General features: G+C 35.3%; 16 protein-coding genes. All 16 read left to right on the top strand.

What is annotated here, in order from left to right:
* Positions 1-15 precede the first annotated feature (15 nt).
* The 16 genes from F7O84_RS10990 (at position 16) to F7O84_RS10920 (ending at position 22109) form a co-directional block, all read left to right on the top strand.
* A complete protein-coding gene (locus F7O84_RS10990; protein WP_151144890.1) occupies positions 16-2301 on the top strand; it encodes a DNRLRE domain-containing protein in 2286 nt (761 codons plus the stop codon).
* Between the two features lie 138 nt (positions 2302-2439).
* Positions 2440-10068, top strand: coding sequence for a DUF6531 domain-containing protein (locus F7O84_RS10985; protein WP_151144888.1), 7629 nt, complete (start codon positions 2440-2442; stop codon positions 10066-10068).
* The gene (locus F7O84_RS10980; protein WP_151144886.1) at positions 10040-10363 is read left to right on the top strand and encodes a hypothetical protein; all 324 of its coding nucleotides are present in this window, start codon (positions 10040-10042) and stop codon (positions 10361-10363) included. The genes F7O84_RS10985 and F7O84_RS10980 overlap by 29 nt, the downstream gene beginning before the upstream one ends.
* A gap of 147 nt (positions 10364-10510) precedes the next feature.
* On the top strand, positions 10511-10765 hold the full coding sequence (locus F7O84_RS10975; protein ID WP_151144884.1) for a hypothetical protein: 255 nt from the start codon (positions 10511-10513) through the stop codon (positions 10763-10765).
* A gap of 18 nt (positions 10766-10783) precedes the next feature.
* Positions 10784-11140, top strand: a complete 357-nt coding sequence (locus F7O84_RS10970; RefSeq protein ID WP_151144881.1) for a hypothetical protein — start codon at positions 10784-10786, stop codon at positions 11138-11140.
* 232 nt (positions 11141-11372) lie between these two features.
* Entirely contained in the window at positions 11373-12278 is a 906-nt protein-coding gene (locus F7O84_RS10965) for a rolling circle replication-associated protein (RefSeq protein WP_151144878.1), read from the top strand.
* 582 nt (positions 12279-12860) lie between these two features.
* The gene (locus tag F7O84_RS10960) at positions 12861-13322 is read left to right on the top strand and encodes a hypothetical protein (RefSeq protein WP_151144876.1); all 462 of its coding nucleotides are present in this window, start codon (positions 12861-12863) and stop codon (positions 13320-13322) included.
* 329 nt (positions 13323-13651) lie between these two features.
* Positions 13652-14227 (top strand): tyrosine-type recombinase/integrase, encoded by a 576-nt coding sequence (locus F7O84_RS10955; RefSeq protein ID WP_151144874.1) that lies wholly within the window; start codon positions 13652-13654, stop codon positions 14225-14227.
* Positions 14228-14789: 562 nt separating this feature from the next.
* Positions 14790-16022 (top strand): IS110 family RNA-guided transposase, encoded by a 1233-nt coding sequence (locus F7O84_RS10950; protein ID WP_279237997.1) that lies wholly within the window; start codon positions 14790-14792, stop codon positions 16020-16022.
* Between the two features lie 186 nt (positions 16023-16208).
* Complete coding sequence (locus F7O84_RS10945) at positions 16209-16481, top strand: hypothetical protein (protein ID WP_151144873.1); 273 nt, start codon at positions 16209-16211, stop codon at positions 16479-16481.
* A gap of 18 nt (positions 16482-16499) precedes the next feature.
* Entirely contained in the window at positions 16500-17033 is a 534-nt protein-coding gene (locus tag F7O84_RS10940; protein WP_151144871.1) for a hypothetical protein, read from the top strand.
* Between the two features lie 440 nt (positions 17034-17473).
* Positions 17474-18379 (top strand): rolling circle replication-associated protein, encoded by a 906-nt coding sequence (locus F7O84_RS10935; protein ID WP_151144868.1) that lies wholly within the window; start codon positions 17474-17476, stop codon positions 18377-18379.
* Positions 18380-18953: 574 nt separating this feature from the next.
* Positions 18954-19415: a hypothetical protein gene (locus tag F7O84_RS10930; protein ID WP_151144866.1), complete on the top strand. Its 462-nt coding sequence runs from the start codon at positions 18954-18956 to the stop codon at positions 19413-19415.
* A gap of 217 nt (positions 19416-19632) precedes the next feature.
* Positions 19633-20319 (top strand): tyrosine-type recombinase/integrase, encoded by a 687-nt coding sequence (locus F7O84_RS10925; RefSeq protein ID WP_151144864.1) that lies wholly within the window; start codon positions 19633-19635, stop codon positions 20317-20319.
* 558 nt (positions 20320-20877) lie between these two features.
* Entirely contained in the window at positions 20878-21231 is a 354-nt protein-coding gene (locus F7O84_RS19615; protein ID WP_420886642.1) for an IS110 family transposase, read from the top strand.
* Complete coding sequence (locus F7O84_RS10920) at positions 21228-22109, top strand: transposase (protein ID WP_420886641.1); 882 nt, start codon at positions 21228-21230, stop codon at positions 22107-22109. Before F7O84_RS19615 ends, F7O84_RS10920 begins: the two co-directional genes overlap by 4 nt.
* The last annotated feature ends 79 nt before the right edge of the window (positions 22110-22188 follow it).

Below are 22188 nucleotides of genomic sequence, written 5' to 3'. Positions count from 1 at the left end.
AAAAAGGGGATAGTTATGAAAAAATACAAAAAAATAGTTGCTTGTTTATTAACAGTATGCCTGTTTAGTACTAATTCACTTACGTCCTTTGCTCAAATAGTTGAAGATGTGCGAAGTGAAAAAGAGTCTAAGGGAAGTGAAAAAGAAATTTTTGAATATCCAAATGCAAATATATATTCAGAAACAGACGAAAGTGTTATACAAATAGAGGATAGTCAAAGTAATATAAATATTCCAGAAGAAGACAGTGCTAGTGAGAGTCCAACTAGTGACAGTCAGGATACAGACGATAATCAAAAAGAAAATACGGAAAATGATGCAGACAAGCCAACGATAGAGCAACCGATAATAGAAGAAACGGATCAAGAATCAAAGGAAGATAATTCTGATGAAAAGGATAAGCTTCCTAAAACTGATGAAAATAAGGACGAAGGGCAAGAAGAAACTTCAAAAAAGACAGAGGATGATAAAGAAGTAATCGATGAAAAAAAAGAAAATCAATCAGAAGAACAAAAAGAGGACCTGATGTATCCTATTTTAGATGAAGAGGTAGATGAATTCGAACAATTATATGGTTCACCAATTGAAGTTACACAATATACAAAGGTCTACAAGACTGCAGAGGGAGCTTACAAAACGGTTTATAGTGAAATACCAAATACATATATCGATGAAAATGGACAAGAAATAGAAATTGATAATACGCTCGAGCCAATTATAGAAGAAAAAGAAATAGAGACTGTAATTGATAAAGAAGATACCAAAGAAGAAGATATCAAAGAAAATAAAAAAAATAACGACATATCAATGTTGATTCAAGAAAAAATTCTAAGCAATCAAAGAATTATTAAAGATGAAGAAAATACGACAATTAAGGACGAGTCAATTCAGACCGAGACAGAGGAAGAGGAAGTAATTAAAGAGATAAAAGAAGTAGTTACGGCCTATAAAAACAGTAGCAATAATATGGAAGTTATACTACCTGGGGAGGCCAGCGAATCGAATGGAATCACATTAAACAAAGATGATTTCTCGATTACCTTGCAACCAGTCGAGGGAGATTATAGTAAAGTAGCAGTGAAAGAAAATGCTATTTTATATAATCAGGTATATGAAAATATCGACATTCAATATACGGTTGATACCTTTGGCGTAAAAGAAGATATCATATTGAATGAAAAAACAGATAAAAATATATATACTTATGAGCTTTCAAAAAAGGGATTATCTGCTAGGTTAATAGACAATGTAGTTTACTTATTCAAGGAAGGAGAGAATATTCCTTCTATGTTGCTGTCTGCACCGCTTATGAAAGATGAAGCAGGAGCAGAAAGTAAGAATATTACACTTTCATTGGAGGAGAAAGAGGGGAATTATATTGTAAGCATGGAAGCAGATGAAACATGGCTTAATAGTGATGAAAGGGTATATCCCATACACATAGATCCTTCTATTGATACAATCGATAAGGATATTGTAATTTATTCTATATGCTCAGGCTCAAACTTTTTATCCAGTACAACTGGATACGTTGGATATGATGAAGTTTATGGAAAGAGTAGAAGTTATGTCATAATCGGTTATCCATTTACTGCTATGCTTCCAGATAATGCGGTAATTACCAATGCTACACTTAATTTATATCAATATGCTGGAAATGAAAAAGGAAAAATTACCTGTTATCGTTTAGAAGAGGCATTGCCACATGAAGCCGGGATTGATGGAATGACATGGAAAGATACAGTATCCATTAATAGAGAAATGGCAGGTGAAAAAAGCAGCTTTAATTCTAAAAAAGGAAAACATGAAATTGATATTAGAGATACCGTAAGTCGATGGGTAGAAGGGATTGCACCAGTTCATGGTCTTGTTTTAATTGCGAATAATGAGACAAAAACTAATGCAGAGTTTTACACCTATGAGTCCAGTGGAATTAGCAAAAGCAAAAAACCAAAGATTGTAATAGATTGGAAGTATGAAGGTGAGTTAGATGAAAATGCGTATTCACTTAATGATACAACTATTAATTTACGTACATTAATTGAAGCAAATATTAACGGAAAACATTTTTTTCATGGTGTTTACGCAGATGGAGAAGCAAAGCCTGGTGCAACTGTAAAATACGAATTAAATGACACTTCCAAAAGCTTTAATTCTTCAGTTCTTGCAGGTTTTTTCAAGGTGTTTCCAGATAGTAGTGCGACAAATAGCTTATTTCCTTCAGGAACTACCAAATACAAGGACAAACTTTCCAACTGGCAAACGATGCTCCCCTTTGTAGATTATGACTTTAATGTGTAATACCAGATTAGTGCCACTGCTTCAAAAGATGGAACAACAGGAAACAGGGCAAGAAGTGAGTCATTTTTAGTCTATAAAGTTACGCAATTTGATACATTACCAAAGATTGCAAAGTATTATGGAGTTCCACTTAATCAAATGCTCTTTGATAATAAGGCGGCTGATATGCTAGTGGTGAAAAATAATACTCTGTTTATCCGTAATCCAAAGAAAAATGCAAACAAACCATATAATCCACCAAAACTAAACGATTCAGGGAAGGCACAAATTGATGCAATGTTAATGGGACGAGGTCTGCATTGTGAATTTGGATTTGAACCAATTAACCTAAATACAGGTAATTTTTTTATGGAGCAAACAGATGCCAGTATTCCAGATGAAACAAAAGACTTTGCTATTACAAGAAATTATAATGCAAAAGGAGCTGATAAAAATGGATTATTTGGTCGCGGATGGCAAACGGAATACGAAGAACAAATTTCCATGGATGAAAATTTTAATATCATTTATAGCCGTGGAGATGGAAGTTCTCTCGTATTTACCAAAAATGGAAATTCATATACTCCACCTGCTGGATACAATTATTCATTAGAGCGGGTTGCAGTAGATTCTAGAACCGTATTGATGGGAACAAAAGAAAAATCCTATAAAGTGTATGAATATACTATAACAAATCATGACAAGATTAAGAAAACCTTTAATGAATTTGGATATTTGACGAGAATAACAGATGTTAAAAACAATACGATTACAATTACTTATGATGATAATTATTTCATTCGTCAAATTGCATCAAGTACGGGATTTATTTACAAGGTAACCTGCAATGATAACGGTAATATTATAGCTATTACTTTACCAAATGGGAAACAAATTACCTACGGATATGATACCTCGGAGAATCTGACTAGTTACACAGATGAACTTGGGATAACCATTCGATACGAATATGATGATAAGCATCGCATGACAAAGTGGTTTGATGGGAACGGTAACAGAGTTATATTAAATACTTATGACAGTGAAAACCGCATTGTAAGTCAAATTGATGCAAATGGCAAAGAAAGCACACTTTCGTATGCAGCAGGAAGAACTATTACCAATGATGGAAATGGGAATACCACCACTTATTACTATGATGATCAATATCGAACAACAAAAATTATCTATCCGAATGGAACAAGTATTAGCAGAACATACCAGAATAATCAAATGGTTTCTGAAACAGATGCTCTTGCCCATACCACTTTCTATGAATACGATGCAAACGGAAATATTATCAAAGAAACCAGATTCGATGGAGCAAGCAAAACATTTACTTATAATACTATGAATGCGCTAACATCACAAACAGATTATGAAGGAAAGCAAACAAGATATGAATACGATTCAAAACTAAACCTGACAAAGGTGGTTCAACCTGAGAATCGAGTCTTTTCGTACACGTATGATGGAAACAACCATTTGACGAAAGTTACTGATCCAAAAGGAAACCATACCACATTTACATATCAAGGACCTTGGATACGTTCCGTTACCGACGCAAAAGGACAAACGAGAACGTTTACATATAATGCAAGTGGAGATATTACAGCGGTAATCGATGCAGCAGGTAAGACAACCAGCTATACATATGATAATGCAGGAAGAAAAATAAAAGAAACAAATGGTGCTGGAAAAAGTACATACTACACTTATGATAAGGCAGGAAACATAACATCCATTACAGATTTTAATGGAGCGAAAACTACGTTTATTCATGATGGAAACGGAAATATTTTGTCATTAATAGATCCAATGGGGAGAACATTTTCTTATGAATACGATGCTCTTGGTAATAGAACAAAAATGATAGATCCTCAGGGTATTATCACCGCTTATGGTTATGATAGCGTAGGAAATAATACAACCATAATCAATGGTGAAGGAAATACGTTTCGTTATGAATATGATGCAGTAGGTAATTTGGTAAAAGAAATACAACCAAATCAAAATGCAATAGTATATTCCTATGATTACCGAACCAATCAAATTACATCAGTTACAGATGATTCAGGTGCCAAGACACAATATACTTATTCCGCATTAGGATTATTGTTAGAACAAATGGATGCTTTGGGGGGAAAGACAACCTATTCCTATGATGGTGCTAATAGATTAAAAGAATTAACCAATGCGAGTGGTCTCACCGTTACGTATACTTATGATTTGAATAACAATATAACACAGGCACAATATAGTGATGGAAAAAGGTATACATTTACTTATGATAAGTTAAATCAAGTGACGGCTCTGACATTACCAAATGGAGGCACGCTTAAATATACTTATGATGCAGTAGGAAATCTATTGAAAAGTATAGACGCCTTGGGCTATGAAACAACGTATGAACATGATGCGTTAGGCAATATGACAGCTAGGATTGACCCAAATGGAAACAAAACCAGCTATTCTTTTGATGGAAACAATAATCTTACACAGATTACAGACCCAATGGGGAATCAAACAAAATATATTTTAGATGCTGTAAATCAAATTACTAAAATAGTTGATGCCAATCATTATGTGACCGAATACACTTATGATTCTTCCGGTAATATTTCCACTATAACCAATGCATTAAACGGTAAGACCAATTACGAGTTCGATCATAGAGGATTGGCAACAAAAATAACAGATGCAAATGGTAATATTTACAAACTGGAATATGATGCCAATGGAAATAATACCAAAATAATATCTCCAAATGGTATGGAGGTTACACATGTTTATGATAATAGAAATCTGCGAATTAAGTCTACGGATAGTGAAGGACTAATTACTTATTATCAATATGATAAAGCAGGGCGCTTGATTCAGGAAGAAAACAATGCAGGCAGTTCAACTTCATATACATACAATGCCATGGGAAATGTTGCTTCCATTACAAACAGTATGGGACAAACAACGACATATACCCACGATAAAAATCAAAACCTGATAAGTGTTGTAAGCTTTGACGGAAATCAGACAAAGTATGATTATGATACAATGGGGAACGTAATCCGTATTACAGACCCAGAGGGGAAAGTAACCAAATATGAGTATGATAAAAATAATCGTTTGATTTCTAAAGAAGATCATGCCATGCGAACCTATCAATATACCTATGACAAACTTGGAAATCTAACCAGCGATACCAATCCTTTAGGGGAAAAAAACAGTTATACGTATGATGTACTTGGCAATCTGACACAAATTACCGATGCGGCAGGTAATATCCAAACTATTTCATATGATAAGACAGGAAACATTATAGCAAATAGAGATAAAAATGGAAATGAAACAAAATACACCTACGATGCTCTTGGACGAGTAATTGCAGTACTAAATGCAGATGGGGGAAAAGAGCAATATCTTTATGACGCTTTGGGAAATCTTTTAAAGTATCAGGACGCATTAGGATATGTAACAAACTATACCTATGACAATGTAAGTCAGCTAATTCAGCTTGTAACTCCGAATGGAGGAAGCTATCAATATACCTACGACGGTCATGGTAACAATATCATGATTACCAATCCCCTTGGGGCGGTAACCACGATGGAATACGACAAATTAGGGCAGATGACAAAACGAATTCTTCCAAATACAGCAGAATTTACTTATGAGTATGATGCAATCGGAAGACTAACAAAGATTGAAGCCCCACAACAGCTATTCAAACAATATGAATACAATGAAGTAGGAGACTTAGTCAAAGAGCGCGACCAGTCAGGCAGGGAAATATCTTATACCTATGACAAGCAGCACCGTGTGTTGACCACTACCAATGAAGAAAATGCAACAACCTCTTACGCCTATGATGAGAGAGGCAATTTGGTCAGTGTCATAACGCCACTTGGAGGTACTTCGACCTATTCCTATGATGCGTTAGACCGTATCTCAAGTCTAACTAATCCAGTTGGTAAAATAACAGAGTTAACCTATGACATACAGGGTAACTTGACTAAAATTACAGAGAACGGTGGGAGAATCACCAGTTATAGCTATGATGCAATGGGAAATCAGACGACTGTCACAAATGCACTGGATCAGACAACTAAATTTGAGTATGATGTGAGAAACCAGTTGGCCGCAATTATTGATCCAATGGGGCAAAAGACCTCTTATGAATATGATAAAATGGGACAGATCACTGCCATTAAAGATGCAAAAGGCAATCGCTTAGGACTTGCCTACGATGGAAATGGAAACATCACCCAGCTAAAGGATGAAGAAGAAAGAACAATTGATTATACATATAATCTGGCAGACCAGTTGATACAGGTAACGGATTCTGAACAGGTTGAAACTTATTATACCTATGATACGGTAGGAAACTTAACCAGTGTTACGGACGGAAATCAAAATACAACTAGCTATACCTACGATCTGCTCGGCAAAATGACATCTATGACCAATCCGCTATCCGAGGTGCAGGAATTTGTCTATGACATGGAGGGCAGGCTAAAGGAAGCAAAACAACCAGATGGCTCCACAATTAAATACGATTACAATAAGCTTGATCAGTTGGTAAGCATTTCCTACGGTGAAGAGTACAAAGAACAAAATGTATTATATGCTTATGATGAGGAAGGTCGCCAGATATCTATGGAGGATGTGACAGGCACGACTTCCTATACCTATGATGAAGCGGGAAGAATTGGTTCTGTGAAGACAAGCGATGGGAAAGAAATTGTGTATACCTATGATGAGTATGGCAATTTATCGAAACTTACCTATCCAGATGGGAAAGCAGTCAGCTATAGTTATGATGCAATAGACCGATTAACCTTGTTAACCGATCGAAACAACCGAAAAACTTTCTATACCTATGATGAAAAAGGAAATTTGATTCAGATTGAACGACCAAACCAGACGACCACTAAGCTTACCTACGATATATTGAATCAGGTAACCGCAGTTGAAAATCTGGATGCAGAGGATAAGATTATTTCTGCTTATTATTATACTTACGATAACAGTGGTTTTATTACAAAGGAAGAGGAAAACCGTTATAAGGACAAGGAGAAAATTAAGATAGAAAATACGTTTTCCTATGACCTTCGAGGACAATTAACGAAAGTAATAAGTGTAGAAAACGGAAAAAAGAGTGAAACACGATATACCTATGACAAGGCAGGGAATCGAATCTGTATTGAAAAATCTGAAGAAACGGCAAGAAAACAACTGATTGAGAACCATTACAACAAAGCGAACAGACTGATTACTTCAATTGACAGCCTAAAGGGTGAGACTACTTACGAATACGATGCTAATGGGAATATGGTAAAAGAGCTTGCTCCCGGAGAGGAGATTGTAGAATATTCCTATGACGTAGAAAATCGTTTGAGTTCTATTAAGAAGCAGGGAACACTTTTGATGGCAGCGCTCTATGATGGTGACGGAAATCGAATTTTTACTGTGGAAAAGACAAAAAGCAGTTATGAGGAAACCATAGCGGAACATGGAGATTTTGAACATGGAGAGCAAAGTAGACAAAAACCAGTAGAATGGGATACTTATTATGATAAGACCACATGGGATCATGTAATAGATACAATTAAAAAGACATTTATCAGATACGATGTTTGGGTTACATTAACAAAGACCACACAAACGACGACAACAACCACGACTAAAACCACCGATACAAATAATTCAAAGGGAGAGCCAAAGGAATATGCACCTACCACTACGATTGATGAATCAAAGCTTTATGTCGATCCAACGAATCATTTCTTCTGGTATGGATTTGGACAAGGGATTATACAAGGCTTTGGCGGTGCATCTTCATACTTATCTTCTTGGTTTCATGATGCTTGGGATTATTTGACGAATCAATATTATATTGTAAGACATATTACGACCACAGAATATGAAAATACAAAGCAAAACGAAGATGCGTCAACACAGGCGGAAATAGAAACCATTACAGAGACGAAAAAGGAAGAGGAAACAAAAACAAGTCCGGATGGTTCAATGTTAGACGAAAAGACAGAAAAAGAAATCAAAATCGAACCAATGTCAAGGGAAATAGAGGATTTTATCCCGGATGATGAACCAGAGGCATTAAGTGGTTACGAAAAGATATTGTATGACACTGTATTGATTCCAAGTGGAACCGAAGAAATCGAACGTCAAAATTACAGAATGACCAGCTATGTCAATGATGTGAATCAAGAGTATACACAAGTATTAATGGAGTATGATGTGAATGGAGAAGTAGCGTCTGTCTACGATTATGGTGTACAACGAAATAGTTATACAAATCAAAGGCGTGATGCTAGTCAGACCCAGTATTACATCTATGATGGAAGAGGAAGTGTATCGGCATTAACAAGTATTTATGGAAATGCAGTGGTAAGCTATCAATATGATGCATACGGAAGTGCAACAGTAAATGGGGATACATACAGTCCCTACCAATACAACGCGGAAGCAGTAGATTGGAATACCGGATTGCAGTATCTAAGGGCAAGGTATTATAATAGTAATATCGGAGGATTCCTGACTCAAGATACTTACCTTGGAATGCTAGAAGATCCGTTGACGCTTAACCTGTACACCTATACGGGGAATAACCCAGTGAATCTGATGGATCCGAGTGGACATGGATGGTTTAGTAATGCGATAAATAAGGTAAAGCAAGTAGTTGATAAGGGATTAGAAACAGTCAAAAAAACAGTAAATGCTGTATGGAACGGTATCAAGAATATAGCAAATACCGTAAAGAAAACAGTAACAAAAGCAGTTAACACAGTAATCAATACGATTACAGGAGGGCCCAAGAGTAACAGTTCAGCCACAGGCGGAGGAAGTGGAGGAAGCAGAACCGGTGCTACGGGTTCCTACAATTCTTCTGGACAGAGTGGAGGAGGTTATACCGATCCGTTTACAGAATACCTAGCCAATCAGTCTGATGATACACCACCAGTAGACCCAGTGACGCAGAGTTTACAAAACAGATTTGGAGGAGCAAATGTTACAAATGTAACAAGCAGCTATGCATATGTAGATAATAAATTAGTGACCGCACTATTTGAGGCGGAACAAAAGATGTGTATGGAAGCAAAGAAAATCCAAACCAAGGTAATGAATGCTGTAAATGGAATGCCAGAGCCAGTAAAACAGCTAGCCACATTTTTTGGAGGATTTGCGGACAGTGTATTAAAGAATGTGTATAATATGGATATTGGAAGCGAACCATATAGCAAGACGTATCAGACCACCTATAACAAGGGTGAAATAGCAGGAGATATTACATCAATGCTGTTAGGACTTATAACTGCTGCGTCAGGAGCAAGCACCATGCAAAAGGGAGCGGGCATAACGTTAGTATCTACTGCGACTGGTCAGATAGAAATATCTGGAGCAGGATTTGGAATAATGGTGTTGGGAGCTACAGAAACTGCGGCTGGAATCAAAATATCGATAAGTGCAAGTAAGAAGCTTGGTGAGGATGTTAGTAAGGGAGGCTCTGAGACTAAATCTAAATGGTATAAAGCAACATTTGATACTGTTGAAGAGTCCATGGACTATCATTTGAAGAAACACGGAAAAGGAAGAACATTAGAGCAGTACACGGAAGATGCGATGGATTTTTATAATAAAAACAAAAGTCATGGGAAAGAAGTAACATTAAAGGATGGTACAAAAGGAATAAAAATTCAAACAGGCAAAGGCAAAAACAAAGTAGGAGGATATTGGACAACAGATGGAAAATTGGTTACATTTTGGGATTAAAAAGAATGATATAAAAGCAAAATATGAGGAAATATATAATTTGGAGTTTCCGAATACACCAGAAGATGATGAATTATATGATTTATATGCAGAATTAGTAGAGATTGATATGTTTATAATGGGGGTGGTCTCAAAGTACATCAAAAAGGATGAAATAGATATTAGTATGCTGAAATGTGATGATGAATTTAATGAGATGCTAAATGAAATTAGTAGTGAAAAAGAAGGAATAAATGAACTATTGTACTATAAAAGTAAACTTGACAGTTTAATAGACATGTTTATGGTAAAATAATTTATAGTTTAAAGAAAGTATAAAGATTTTGTTAGACCAGCTATGGAAAACATCTATAGCTGGTCTATATTATAATAATAGTAAGGTAGGTTTGCCAAGGGAGGCTCTGAGACTGGTAAAATAAGTAAGAATGCAGAAGAACATATTATGGAAAATCATGGTCCTAATTCTACCGTTCCAAACAAAAGTAAGTTTAATAATAACTTTGATATAAAAAAAGGAATTAATAAAGCATTGACAAGCCAAGATTCAAAAGTGACTCCTTCAACTAATGGGCGAAAGCTAATTGAATATACATATAAGAACGCTATTGGAAAAAATAGTAATGGAAAACCAGTTAATACAATTAGGGTTGTTGTCGACAAATTTGGTAATGTTATAACAGCGTACCCGAGAAAATAAGAATAATAGGAGAATAAGATGGGATTAGATTTTTATATTGCAAAATCAAAAGATATAGTAAATTCTAAAAAGGTACTTACAGAGTTTGATGATTTTGTTAGTTTGCACGAGGAATTACAAGAGTATATATATACAAACAGTAGCATTATCGATTTTGAAATAAGTTGTCTTATGGATATTGATCCATATGCTGATACTTTATTAGAAAATGAAAAAATCACTCAAATAAGTAAAATTTGTGAATATATTTTAGAAAGTGATTTTTTACAAGAATATGAAGATGTAGATGATGCTATAAATATTTTTTTGCACTTAGATAAACTATGCAAGAAAGCAATTTCAGAAAATAAAAGTTTAATAGCTATTGGCGATTAGATATTTAAATTTATTAGGGTTATACTTTAGGACTTCCAACTCCGTAAATCCTTGTCTATTAATTCAGTATCATGTCTCTCACGAAGTGATGCAATACATGATATGAATTAATAGACTTAAGCAAAAAAAATTGCATTGGGTATACAATCGGATTTTAAGGTGTAGTTCCAATATCTTCATATAAACGCACTATTTGTAACAAAAAAATTTGTTACGAAAGGTGCATTTTATTATGAAAATTAGAAAAGTAAATTCAAATCAGATTATTCTCCACGAGAATACCGAAGTAAAATTCAAAATAGCGGGAAATACCCGAGAAGTCCAGTTTTCAGCTGGAGTGAATAAAAAGTGTCTGATACAGAACATCTCAAAGGACAAATATCTTGATAAAGAAACTGGAGAGATTAAAGAGCGAAAGAAATCGGAGAACCGATACCAGTCTCCTAAAAGTGTCAGAAAGAGCATCAACAAACTGATGGATTTGATTCGGTGTAATGCCACAGAGACAAGCAGTTGTAAGTGGCTTACGCTGACCTATGCGGATGTGATGATAGACCATACAAAAGTATATGAAGATGGAAAAATGTTTCTCAGAAGATTGCAACAATATCTGAATAATCAGACCGAATTGTCAGTTGGTCAAAAATTATTCAAACGAATTACAGTAGCGGAGCCACAAGGTGAGAGTCATGGCAATTCGTGGCATTTACATATTCTACTGATATTTCAAGATATAGCACCATTCATATCAAATGATGTAATCACAGAGTTATGGGGACATGGTATGACAGATACACATAAAGTTTATGATGCAGATGGTCTTGCTCTTTACTTCAAAGTATATCTAAGTGACGTTGAATATGTTGAGGGTGATGAAACTTATGATGTAGTAGATAAAGTTGTGGATGGCAAGTCCAAGCAGTTTATTAAAGGCGGCAGATTAAAGTATTATCCAACAGGGATGCCATTATTCTCAGCTAGTAGAGGTATGAAGCGACCAGTGGTCGAGAAGATAAGCAACAAAGAAGCAATGGAACGTGTCAGTGATTGTAAGTTAGTATACCAAGAAACGTTTGTGATAGGCGATAAGGAAAAGAAGGGGAATCTCATAGATAAAAGATATTATAGGAAAAACTAGAAATAGGAAGGGCAGATATTTAAGTGCAAAATATTTGCCGTTGTAACGTGTACTAAATTGGTATGAGTTTTGATGAAATTGAATCAATAATTTCTAGATTTGTTTTCATAAAAATTTCTATTGAATTCATAGATACTAAAATCAATTTCATATTGAATAAACTCGTTTTTATCTTTTATAAAATCGATTTAAGAATAGCAGTATTTTTGATATATATTCCTGCCAAGGGGTATCCATTCTATGGCAGTTAAGCATCTGAAAATACGAACTTCTCTATCAAAGTATCGAAGTGAATTCACAATTAGAGTCAAATACGAGAGTCATTTTTGTCACAGAATTTCATCTTTCTTCCATTTTTTTTAAAATCGATTGATATTACTGTAAATTTTGGCAGTTAAAATAAAAAGACTTAAGTGTCATCGTGGTATTCAAAGTCATTTCCAGTTTTGCGATATAGGAACTAGTCACAAAATTCTGTGATTCATGTATTACTTGATATTACCTAGATGTTTTTAATCTGTATGTAGCAATTGATATGATTTTTGATTTTGACTATGAATAACAGATTGGAGTGGTTGATTTATGATTTATGGAATTGTATCTGAAAAAGATGACAAAACGAGTCTTGCTTATCTGAAGAGTAAGAAAGTAGCAGATGTAAATATCATTCACGTTTCAAGATTGGATGTATTATCTTCCAGATTCGTAGCAGGTGATATCATCTATGTAATCAGCGTTGACAGATTCCCTAGTGTATCCAGATTTGTAGCATTTGCAGAGGCAGTCTTACATGCAGGGGTATCACTTCGCATACTGGAACAGTCATATCTTGAAGTGGGTAATGGAAAGCATTTCAGACCTGCGGTTGCAGAGCATCTTAATACCTTAGTATGCCTAGAAAGATGTTGTGCACAGAGATTGTTTTCCGCTTTTCCTTTTAATGTGGCAGGAAAAGATTATGCGGCAGATTGTATTGCTGATATAACAGTTGGCATCCTTGCTAAGACCTATTTATCAGATGGCATTTTGCATCGTGGTGGATGAATGCTCGGGGGTATTCGTTCCTTGCATTTGTTTGGTATTGCTACACGCTTGCACACGATGTCCTACGTTCGCTTTTTATGTGTGGGGTGCTAACTACTTCCAGTACTACATAAAAATGCCACACAGGGCGAATTACGGCTCCGCTCGTAAGTTCCTATTCGTACTGGTTTAGGAACTATGGCTTGAACTGGTGTAACGCTTGTAGTGGTATCGGATTTATGGAACTATATGGGCATGAATATAGGAACTTGGTAGGATTTATAGACTTTGCCAGTCTGCCATGCATTTGGCGAAACTGGCAGACTTTAAGAGGATTGGAGTGAGTGGATATGAATAAACGAACAAAAGCATTAGATGAGGAAACCTATAAGCGGATCGTATCAGTCATGAGAGCAGGTTTTACCCACACAGGGGTAGATTACAAACCAAACGAAAGAATTGCTACTGTGTTGATATTGGAGTATAACCTTGGACTTCGTGTCGGTGATATTCTAAATCTTACCGTAGATTCCTTTGTGAAAGATGGCAATCGGTACCGCCTTGATATTTATGAACAAAAAACTGGCAAGTACAGAAATTTCACTGTTCCAGATGAGGTGTATCAGTTCATTCGTGATTATGCCTATGCACATAATATTTCGCCAAAATCTAGATTATTTCCAATCACAGAACGAGCAGTACTAAAGCATTTGAAAGTGGTATGTGAGTATCTCGGAATAGTAGGCATAGGCAGCCATTCCTTTCGTAAGGCATTCGCCACGAATGTATATGTGAATAATCACTATAATATTGAGTTGGTGAGAACTCTTCTTCAGCATTCATCCGTAATTGTGACACAAAGGTATATTGGTATTGGTTCTAAGGAACTGGAAGATGCCATTCAGAAAAATATCTGCCTTGGGTAGAGAAAGAAAAAATTCAAAGATAGATTTCATTATCCGCATGCTACTTGGCATTTTGCCAGTATGGTGCGGATTTTTTAATGTGTAGTTATTGAGCTGATGTAAAATTTTCTAATCTTTTTAAAAAGGGTATTGACAATCGAATGTATGTACTGATGTATTTTTCGTTGTAATAATCTCTGAAAAAACCATTCTGATTTTTATTATAAAATAGAGCTAAAAAATTCAGTGTGAGAAGAGCGAAGAAATTAAAGTTTTTTTTCGCTAAGATGAAAAAGTGCGATTTGTATAATAGAATTAGGCAGCGAAATACTTGCCATTTCAGCAGAATTAACTTGAATGTTGCAACATTTGGAGTTAACATCACACACCACCAAAGCAATTCGTAAGTCTTTGGTGCAACCTGCATTCAGTAGGTGATTTCCTATATAACCTGTAATTAAAGGGATAGATAGACTTAGCCTCCCTTGCGATACCTTGTGAAGAACGTAATTCGGGATATAACGCTTATCAGCTGAGGTTGCCAGTATTTCATTAGTAGAAAGTTTATAGGAGGATTAAATATATGATTCGAAAAGAACAATTTATTTACGTGGGCATAGACATGCACAAAGAGTCACATACGGCAGTCATTCTGAATTGTTGGAATGAAAAGTTAGGTGAGATTACGATTGCGAATAAGCCATCGGAATTTCATAAGTTAGTAACAAAAGTAGATAAGTATTGCAAGGAAGAAAAGACACCAGTGTATGGACTAGAGAATGCCTATGGATATGGACGAGGATTGGCAGTATGGCTCATTGAAAAGGGGTATGTAGTTAAAGATGTTAACACCGCCTTGTCATTTGCACAAAGAAAAAGTGTGCCAATATATCAAAAGAGTGACAGTTATGATGCCGAAGCAGTTGCACTTGTTGTTATCAATAACATTGATACATTACCAGATGCAATACCCAATGATGCTTATTGGACAATCAGCCAGTTGGTTCGAAGACGAGATAACATCAAGGTACAGCACATACGAATTAAAAATCAACTACATGAACAAATATGTGTAACCTATCCTAGTTACAAAACGTGTTTTAAGGATATCAGTACCAAAACAGCTTTATATTTCTGGGATAACTATCCGTCACAGGAATATCTGACTGGAAAAGACCCAGAAGAACTAGCAGAGGAATTACGAGCAGTTAGTCATAACCGTTGTTCTATCAATACGGCAAATGTTATATTAGACATGGTCAAAAATGATGGTAATACAAACCATGAATATCAATCTTCACGAGATGCCATTACAAGAAGTCTTGTCAGTGATTTGCAGCATTATAATATGCAGTTAAAAGAAGTGGAAAAAAGTATTGAAGAATTGTATCCAGTGTTTGAATGTACACTTATGACTATGCCAGGTGTTGATATTGCAACAGCCACCAATATGCTTGCAGAAATCGGTGATATCAAAAGATTTCCTAGTGCGGATAAGTTAGCTAAGTTTGCAGGAGTAGCACCAACGAGGTTCTCTTCCGCAGGAAAAGGGAATGACTTACCATCCAAGCAGGGCAATAGAAGGTTGCAAGCAATCTTTTATTTCTTAGCAATACAGATGATTCAGGTATCGCCAAAAGGAGTACCAAGAAATGAAGTTTTTCGGGAATATTACATTCGAAGGACAAGTGAGGGCAAGAACAAAAAACAGGTTTTAATCTGCATTTCAAGAAGATTGGTTAATATTATATATGGAATGTTAAAGAATAAGACAGAATATAGAGATCCATCAAAAGTAAAAATCGATAGAGAATAGTATCCGCTTGTGATAAAATGAAAACAGTGTGATACGCTTGTTTGCCATACGAAAAATGGCAAAGAGAAAAAGAGAAATACTGGCAACCGATTGATTTTTTTGAAAATAATGTATGGGTTTAGATAAATATAATAGTTCGGAGTCTTTGCCAAGGGAGGCTCTAAGACTGTTAAACCAGAAGCAAAAGTGACTGGTAGCGGAAAGCATGGGGTTAAATGGAAAGAAGGAGCTGCTAGAGCAAAAGATACGGGAAATCCTCAAGGTCAGTGGGCTAAAGAAGATTTAAATTATGCTACAGAAGCTGCTAATAAATTAGAACCTGGAGAAAGTGGTTATTTTAATTTACCAGAAGGTTCTAAATCCATTATATATAATCCAGATGGTACTACTCAAACAGCAACTAGATTTTGGATTCGTAACAATGGAACGGGAACTTGGCATGGATATCCAATGCCATAGGAAGGAGAGATTAACTAAATGTTATTTTGTATTCAAGCAAGTAATCCACAAGTAACAGAAATATATGATTCATCAGTTTATGATTTAAGTACAGCGATTGAAAGTACTTTTCCAATGAGGACAGAAAAAGCTATAATGGTATGGAATAATATATATATTCCTCTGTGCTATAAATATGATATTAGTTATATGATTAATGATGTTATTGATATGTTAAAAGTATTAAGAGAAAAGCAGGAAGGGAAAATAGTAATACATTGGCTTCCAGATACTTTTCGAAGTGATTGGACAATTGTATGGAAAGATGATACTGTTGATATTACGAGTTTTTGGGGAAATACAGTTGGGAATGTTTCAGAAATGCTAAATTGTCAAGCTATTGTTTCGATGAATAAAATTGATTTTATTAATGAATGGAAACAACTCATCTATAATATTTTAGAGGGTTTAAACAAATGCAAGTATAATGAAAATAATTTGCCAGATATAAGGGGGCTTATCGATGAATATTCCTTAATTAGTGGTAAAGGAATACTGTATGAACAAAATTAAGTAATGTTAATTAAAATTAAGAATATGCTGATACCTTATTGGAAAATGAAATAATTGCTCAAATAATTAAAGTTTGTGATAGCATTGTAGAGAGTGATTTTTTACAAAGGCATGAAGATGTAGAGGATGTTATTTATATATTTTCACAATTTAAAAATATGTGTAAAAAGCAATTTCAGAAAATAAAAATTTAATAGCTATTGGTGATTAGATTTTTATTTATTATGGTTATACTTTAGGATTTCCAACTCCGTAAATCCCTGTCTATTAATTCAGTATCATGTCTCTCACGAAGTGATGTAATACATGATATGAATTAATAGACTTATGCAAAAAATTTTGCCTTAGGTATACAATCGGATTTTAAGGTGTAGTTCCATTAGGCTCATATTAATGCACTTTTTGTAACAAAAAAATTGTTGCGAAAGGTGCATTTTAATATGAAAATTAGAAAAGTAAATTCAAATCAGATTATTCTCCATGAGAATAGCGAAGTAAAGTTCAAAATTGCGGGAAATACCCGAGAAGTCCAGTTTTCAGCTGGAGTTAACAAAAAGTGTCCAATACAGAATATTTCGAAGGACAAATATCTGGATAAAGAAACTGGTGAGATTAAAGAGAGAAAGAAATCTGAAAACCGATATCAAACACCCAAAAGTGTTCGAAAAAGTATTAATAATCTAATGGACTTAATTCGGTGTAATGCAACAGACCCAAGTTGTTGCAAGTGGATGACATTGACTTATGCTAATGTTATGACAGACCATGAAAAAGTCTACGAAGATGGAAAAATGTTTTTAAGAAGATTGCAACGATATCTGAATAAGCAAACTAATTTGTCAGAGGGGCAAAAATCATTCAAACGAATCACAGTGGGGGAGCCACCAGGCGATGGTCATGGCAATTCGTGGCATCTGCACATACTGTTGATATTTGAAGATGTCGCTCCATTTATACCCAATAAAGAAATCACAGAGTTATGGGGACATGGTCTTACAGATGCACATAAAGTTTATGATGCGGATGGTCTTGCACTGTATTTTAAAGTGTACCTTAGTGATATTGAGTACATGGAAGGTGATGAAGATTTTGATGTAGTATATAAAGAAGTGAATGGAGAGACTAAGCAGTTCATTAAAGGTGGCAGATTAAAACTTTATCCAACAGGAATGCCATTGTTTTCGGCCAGTAGGGGTATGAAGCGACCAGTGGTGGAGAAAATAAGCAACAAAGAAGCAATGGACCGTGTCAGTGATTGTAGATTAGTGTATCGAGAATCATTTTTGATTGGCGATGAGAATAAGAAAGTGAATATTATCGATAAGAGATTTTATAAGAAACAATAATGTAGACGACAGATATTTCAGAGCAAAATATCTGTCGTTTTTATCTGTGCTAAATTGAAATCAGTATGAGTGTAATTGATTTGACATTTTCTGATTTCGTATTCATAAAATCTTTTTCTGAGTTAATACATACTGATTTTGTTTTGATTCTATCTTTTATTGATTTCATATATTAGTGCAAATGTGACAAAATTAGAAGTTTTAAGGTATATTCCAGTCACAGGGGTATCCATTTTCTGCCAGCTGATCATTTTAATTACGAACTTTTCTAGCAATGTATCGAAGTGTATTCACAATTAGAGTCAAACAAAAGTGTCATATTAGTCACAAAATTTCTTCTTTCTTTTATTTTTTCTAAAATCGATTGATATAACTGTGAATTCTGGCATTTAAAAAGAAAAGACTTAAGTGTCATCGCCGAAATCACAGTCATTTTTAATTTTGCGAAATAGGAACTAGTCACAAATCCTAAACTTAATGCGTGTTTGCAGATATATCAGATAAATTCAATCTGTATGTAGCCATTGATATATTTTTGATTTTAGGTATGTCTTACAGAATGGAGTGATGAGGTATGAATCATGGAATAGTTTCAGAAAAAGATGATAGAACGAGTCTTGCTTATCTGAAGAGTAAGAAGGTAGCAGATGTTAATATCATTCACGTATCAAGATTAGATGTATTACTTTCAAGATTAGTAGCAGGTGATACCGTCTATGTAATAAGTGTTGACAGATTCCCAAGTGTATCCAGATTTGTAGCATTTGCAGAGGCAGTACTACATGCAGGGGTATCACTTCGTATTCTGGAACAACCATATCTTGAAGTGGGTAATGGGAAACATTTCAGACCTGCAGTTGCAGAATATCTTAATACTTTGGTATTTTTTGAAAGAAGCTGTGTACAGAGATTATTTTCATTTTTTTCCTTTAACATGGCAGGAAAAGATTATGTAGCGGATTGTATTGCTAATGTCACAGTTGGGATTCTTGCCAAGACTTATTCTTCAGATGGCATTTTGCATCGTGGTGGATGAATGCTCGGGGGTATTCGTTCCTTGGACTTGGTTGGGAATGCCACACGCTTACACACAATGTCCTACGTTCGCTTTTTATGTGCGGGGTGCTAACTACTTCCAGTCTTGCCTTAAAACGCTACACAGGGCGAATTACGGCTTTGCTTGTTAGTTCCTATTCGTACTGAATTCGGAACTTTGGCTTGAACTGGTGCAACGATTATTGTGTGTTGGATTTATGGAACTATATGGGGATGAATTTAGGAACTTTGCAGGATTTAAAGGTTTTGCAAGTCTGCCAGTATGGACAGATTCAAAAGAATTGAAAGATAGAAAGTTGGTGTTTGATTTGAATAAACGTACAAAAGCAGTAGATGAAGAAACGTATAAGCGGATTGTATCAGTGATGAAAGAAGGTTTTTGCTATCAAGGGGTAGACTACAAGCCGAATGAGAGGATTGCTACTGTGTTGATTTTGGAGTATAACCTTGGACTTCGTGTCGGTGATATTCTAAATCTTACCGTAGATTCCTTTGTGAAAGATGGCAATCGGTACCGCCTTGATATTTATGAACAAAAAACTGGCAAGTACAGAAATTTCACTGTGCCAGATGAAGTGTACCAGTTCATTCGTGATTATGCCTACGAACATAATATTTCGCCAAAATCTAGATTATTTCCAATCACAGAACGAGCAGTACTAAAGCATTTGAAAGTGGTATGTGAGTATCTCGGATTAATAGGCATAGGCAGCCATTCCTTTCGTAAGGCATTCGCCACGAATGTATATGTGAATAATCACTACAATATTGAGTTGGTGAGGACTCTGCTCCAACACTCATCTGTTATAGTTACTCAAAGGTATATTGGTATCGGTAGTAAGGAATTAGAAGATGCCATTCAGAAAAATATCTGCCTTGGGTAGAGAAAGAAAAAAATCAAATATAGTTTTCCGTATCCGCATGCTACTTGGCATTCTGCCAGTATGATGTGGATTTTTCTATGTGGATTGATAAGATAGGTTGAAAAAGTCCATGGTTTTTAGAAAAAGTGCTTGACAGAGGGGGATTAGTCTTTAGAATATCTGCAACTATTTCTCCTACTTTAGTTTTTTACTGAGAATGAAAAAATTAGATTTTATCTTGTATGTTTGCTACATGAAGTAGTGGCAGTTTTGGAGGTCTTTCAAAAAGTGCAATTTGTATAATGGAATTAGGCAGTGAAATACCTGCTATTTCAGCAGATTTAACTTGAATGTTGCAACATTCAGAGTTAATATCACACACCACGAAAGCAATTCGTAAGTCTTTGGTGCAACCTGCATTCAGCAGGTGATTTCCTATATAACCTGTGATTAAAGGGATAGATAGACTTAGCCTCCCTTGCGATACCTGTTGTGAAGAACGTAATTCGGGATATAACGCTTATCAGCTGAGGTTGCCAGTATTTCATTAGTAGAAAGTTTATAGGAGGATTTAATTTTATGATTCGAAAAGAACAATATATTTACGTGGGCATAGACCTACACAAAGAGTCGCATACGGCAGTCATTCTGAATTGTTGGAATGAAAAGTTAGGTGAGATTACGATTGCGAATAAACCATCGGAATTTCATAAGTTAGTAACAAAAGTAGAAAAGTATTGCAAGGAAGAAAAGACACCAGTGTATGGGCTTGAGAATGCCTATGGATATGGCAGAGGATTGGCAGTATGGCTCATTGAAAAGGGGTACATGGTTAAGGATGTAAATACAGCCTTGTCTTTTGCACAAAGAAAAAGTGTGCCTATGTATCAAAAGAGTGACAGTTATGATGCCGAAGCAGTGCACTTGTTGTGATTAATAACGTTGATACGTTACCAGATGCAATTCCCAATGATGCTTATTGGACAATCAGCCAGCTGGTTAGAAGACGAGATAACATCAAGATGCAGCATATTCGAATTAAAAATCAACTACATGAACAAATATGCGTAACCTATCCTAGCTACAAAACGTGTTTTAAGGATATCAGTACCAAAACAGCTTTATATTTTTGGGATAACTATCCGTCACAGGAATATCTGACTGGAAAAGACCCAGAAGAACTGGCAGAAGAATTAAGAGCAGTCAGCCATAACCGTTGTTCTATCAATACAGCAAATGCTATATTAGACATGATAAAAAATGATGGTAATACAAACCATGAATATCAATCTTCACGAGATGCCATTACAAGAAGTCTTGTCGGCGATTTGCAGCATTATAATATGCAGTTAAAAGAAGTGGAAAAAAGTATTGAAGAATTGTATCCAGTGTTTGAATGTACACTTATGACTATGCCAGGTGTTGATATTGCAACAGCCACCAATATGCTTGCAGAAATCGGTGATATCAAAAGATTTCCTAGTGCGGATAAGTTAGCTAAGTTTGCAGGAGTAGCACCAGTGAGGTTCTCTTCCGCAGGAAAAGGGAATGACTTACCATCCAAACAGGGCAACAGAAGGTTGCAGGCGATTTTTTATTTCTTAGCAATACAGATGATTCAGGTATCGCCAAAAGGAGTGCCAAGAAACGAAGTTTTTCGGGAATATTACATTCGAAGAACAAGTGAAGGTAAGAACAAAAAGCAGGTTTTAATTTGCATTTCAAGAAGATTGGTTAATATTATTTATGGGATGTTGAAAAATAAGACAGAATATAGAGATCCATCAAAAGCAAAAATCAATAGAGAATAGTATCTGCTTGTGATAAAATGAAACAGTGTGATACGCTTGTTTGCCATTCGAAAAATGGCAAAGAGAAAAAGAGAAATAC

The organism is Candidatus Galacturonatibacter soehngenii (genome assembly GCF_008830185.1).
Classification (GTDB): domain Bacteria; phylum Bacillota; class Clostridia; order Lachnospirales; family Lachnospiraceae; genus Lachnotalea; species Lachnotalea soehngenii.
This window is presented reverse-complemented; position numbering and strand designations above follow the sequence as displayed.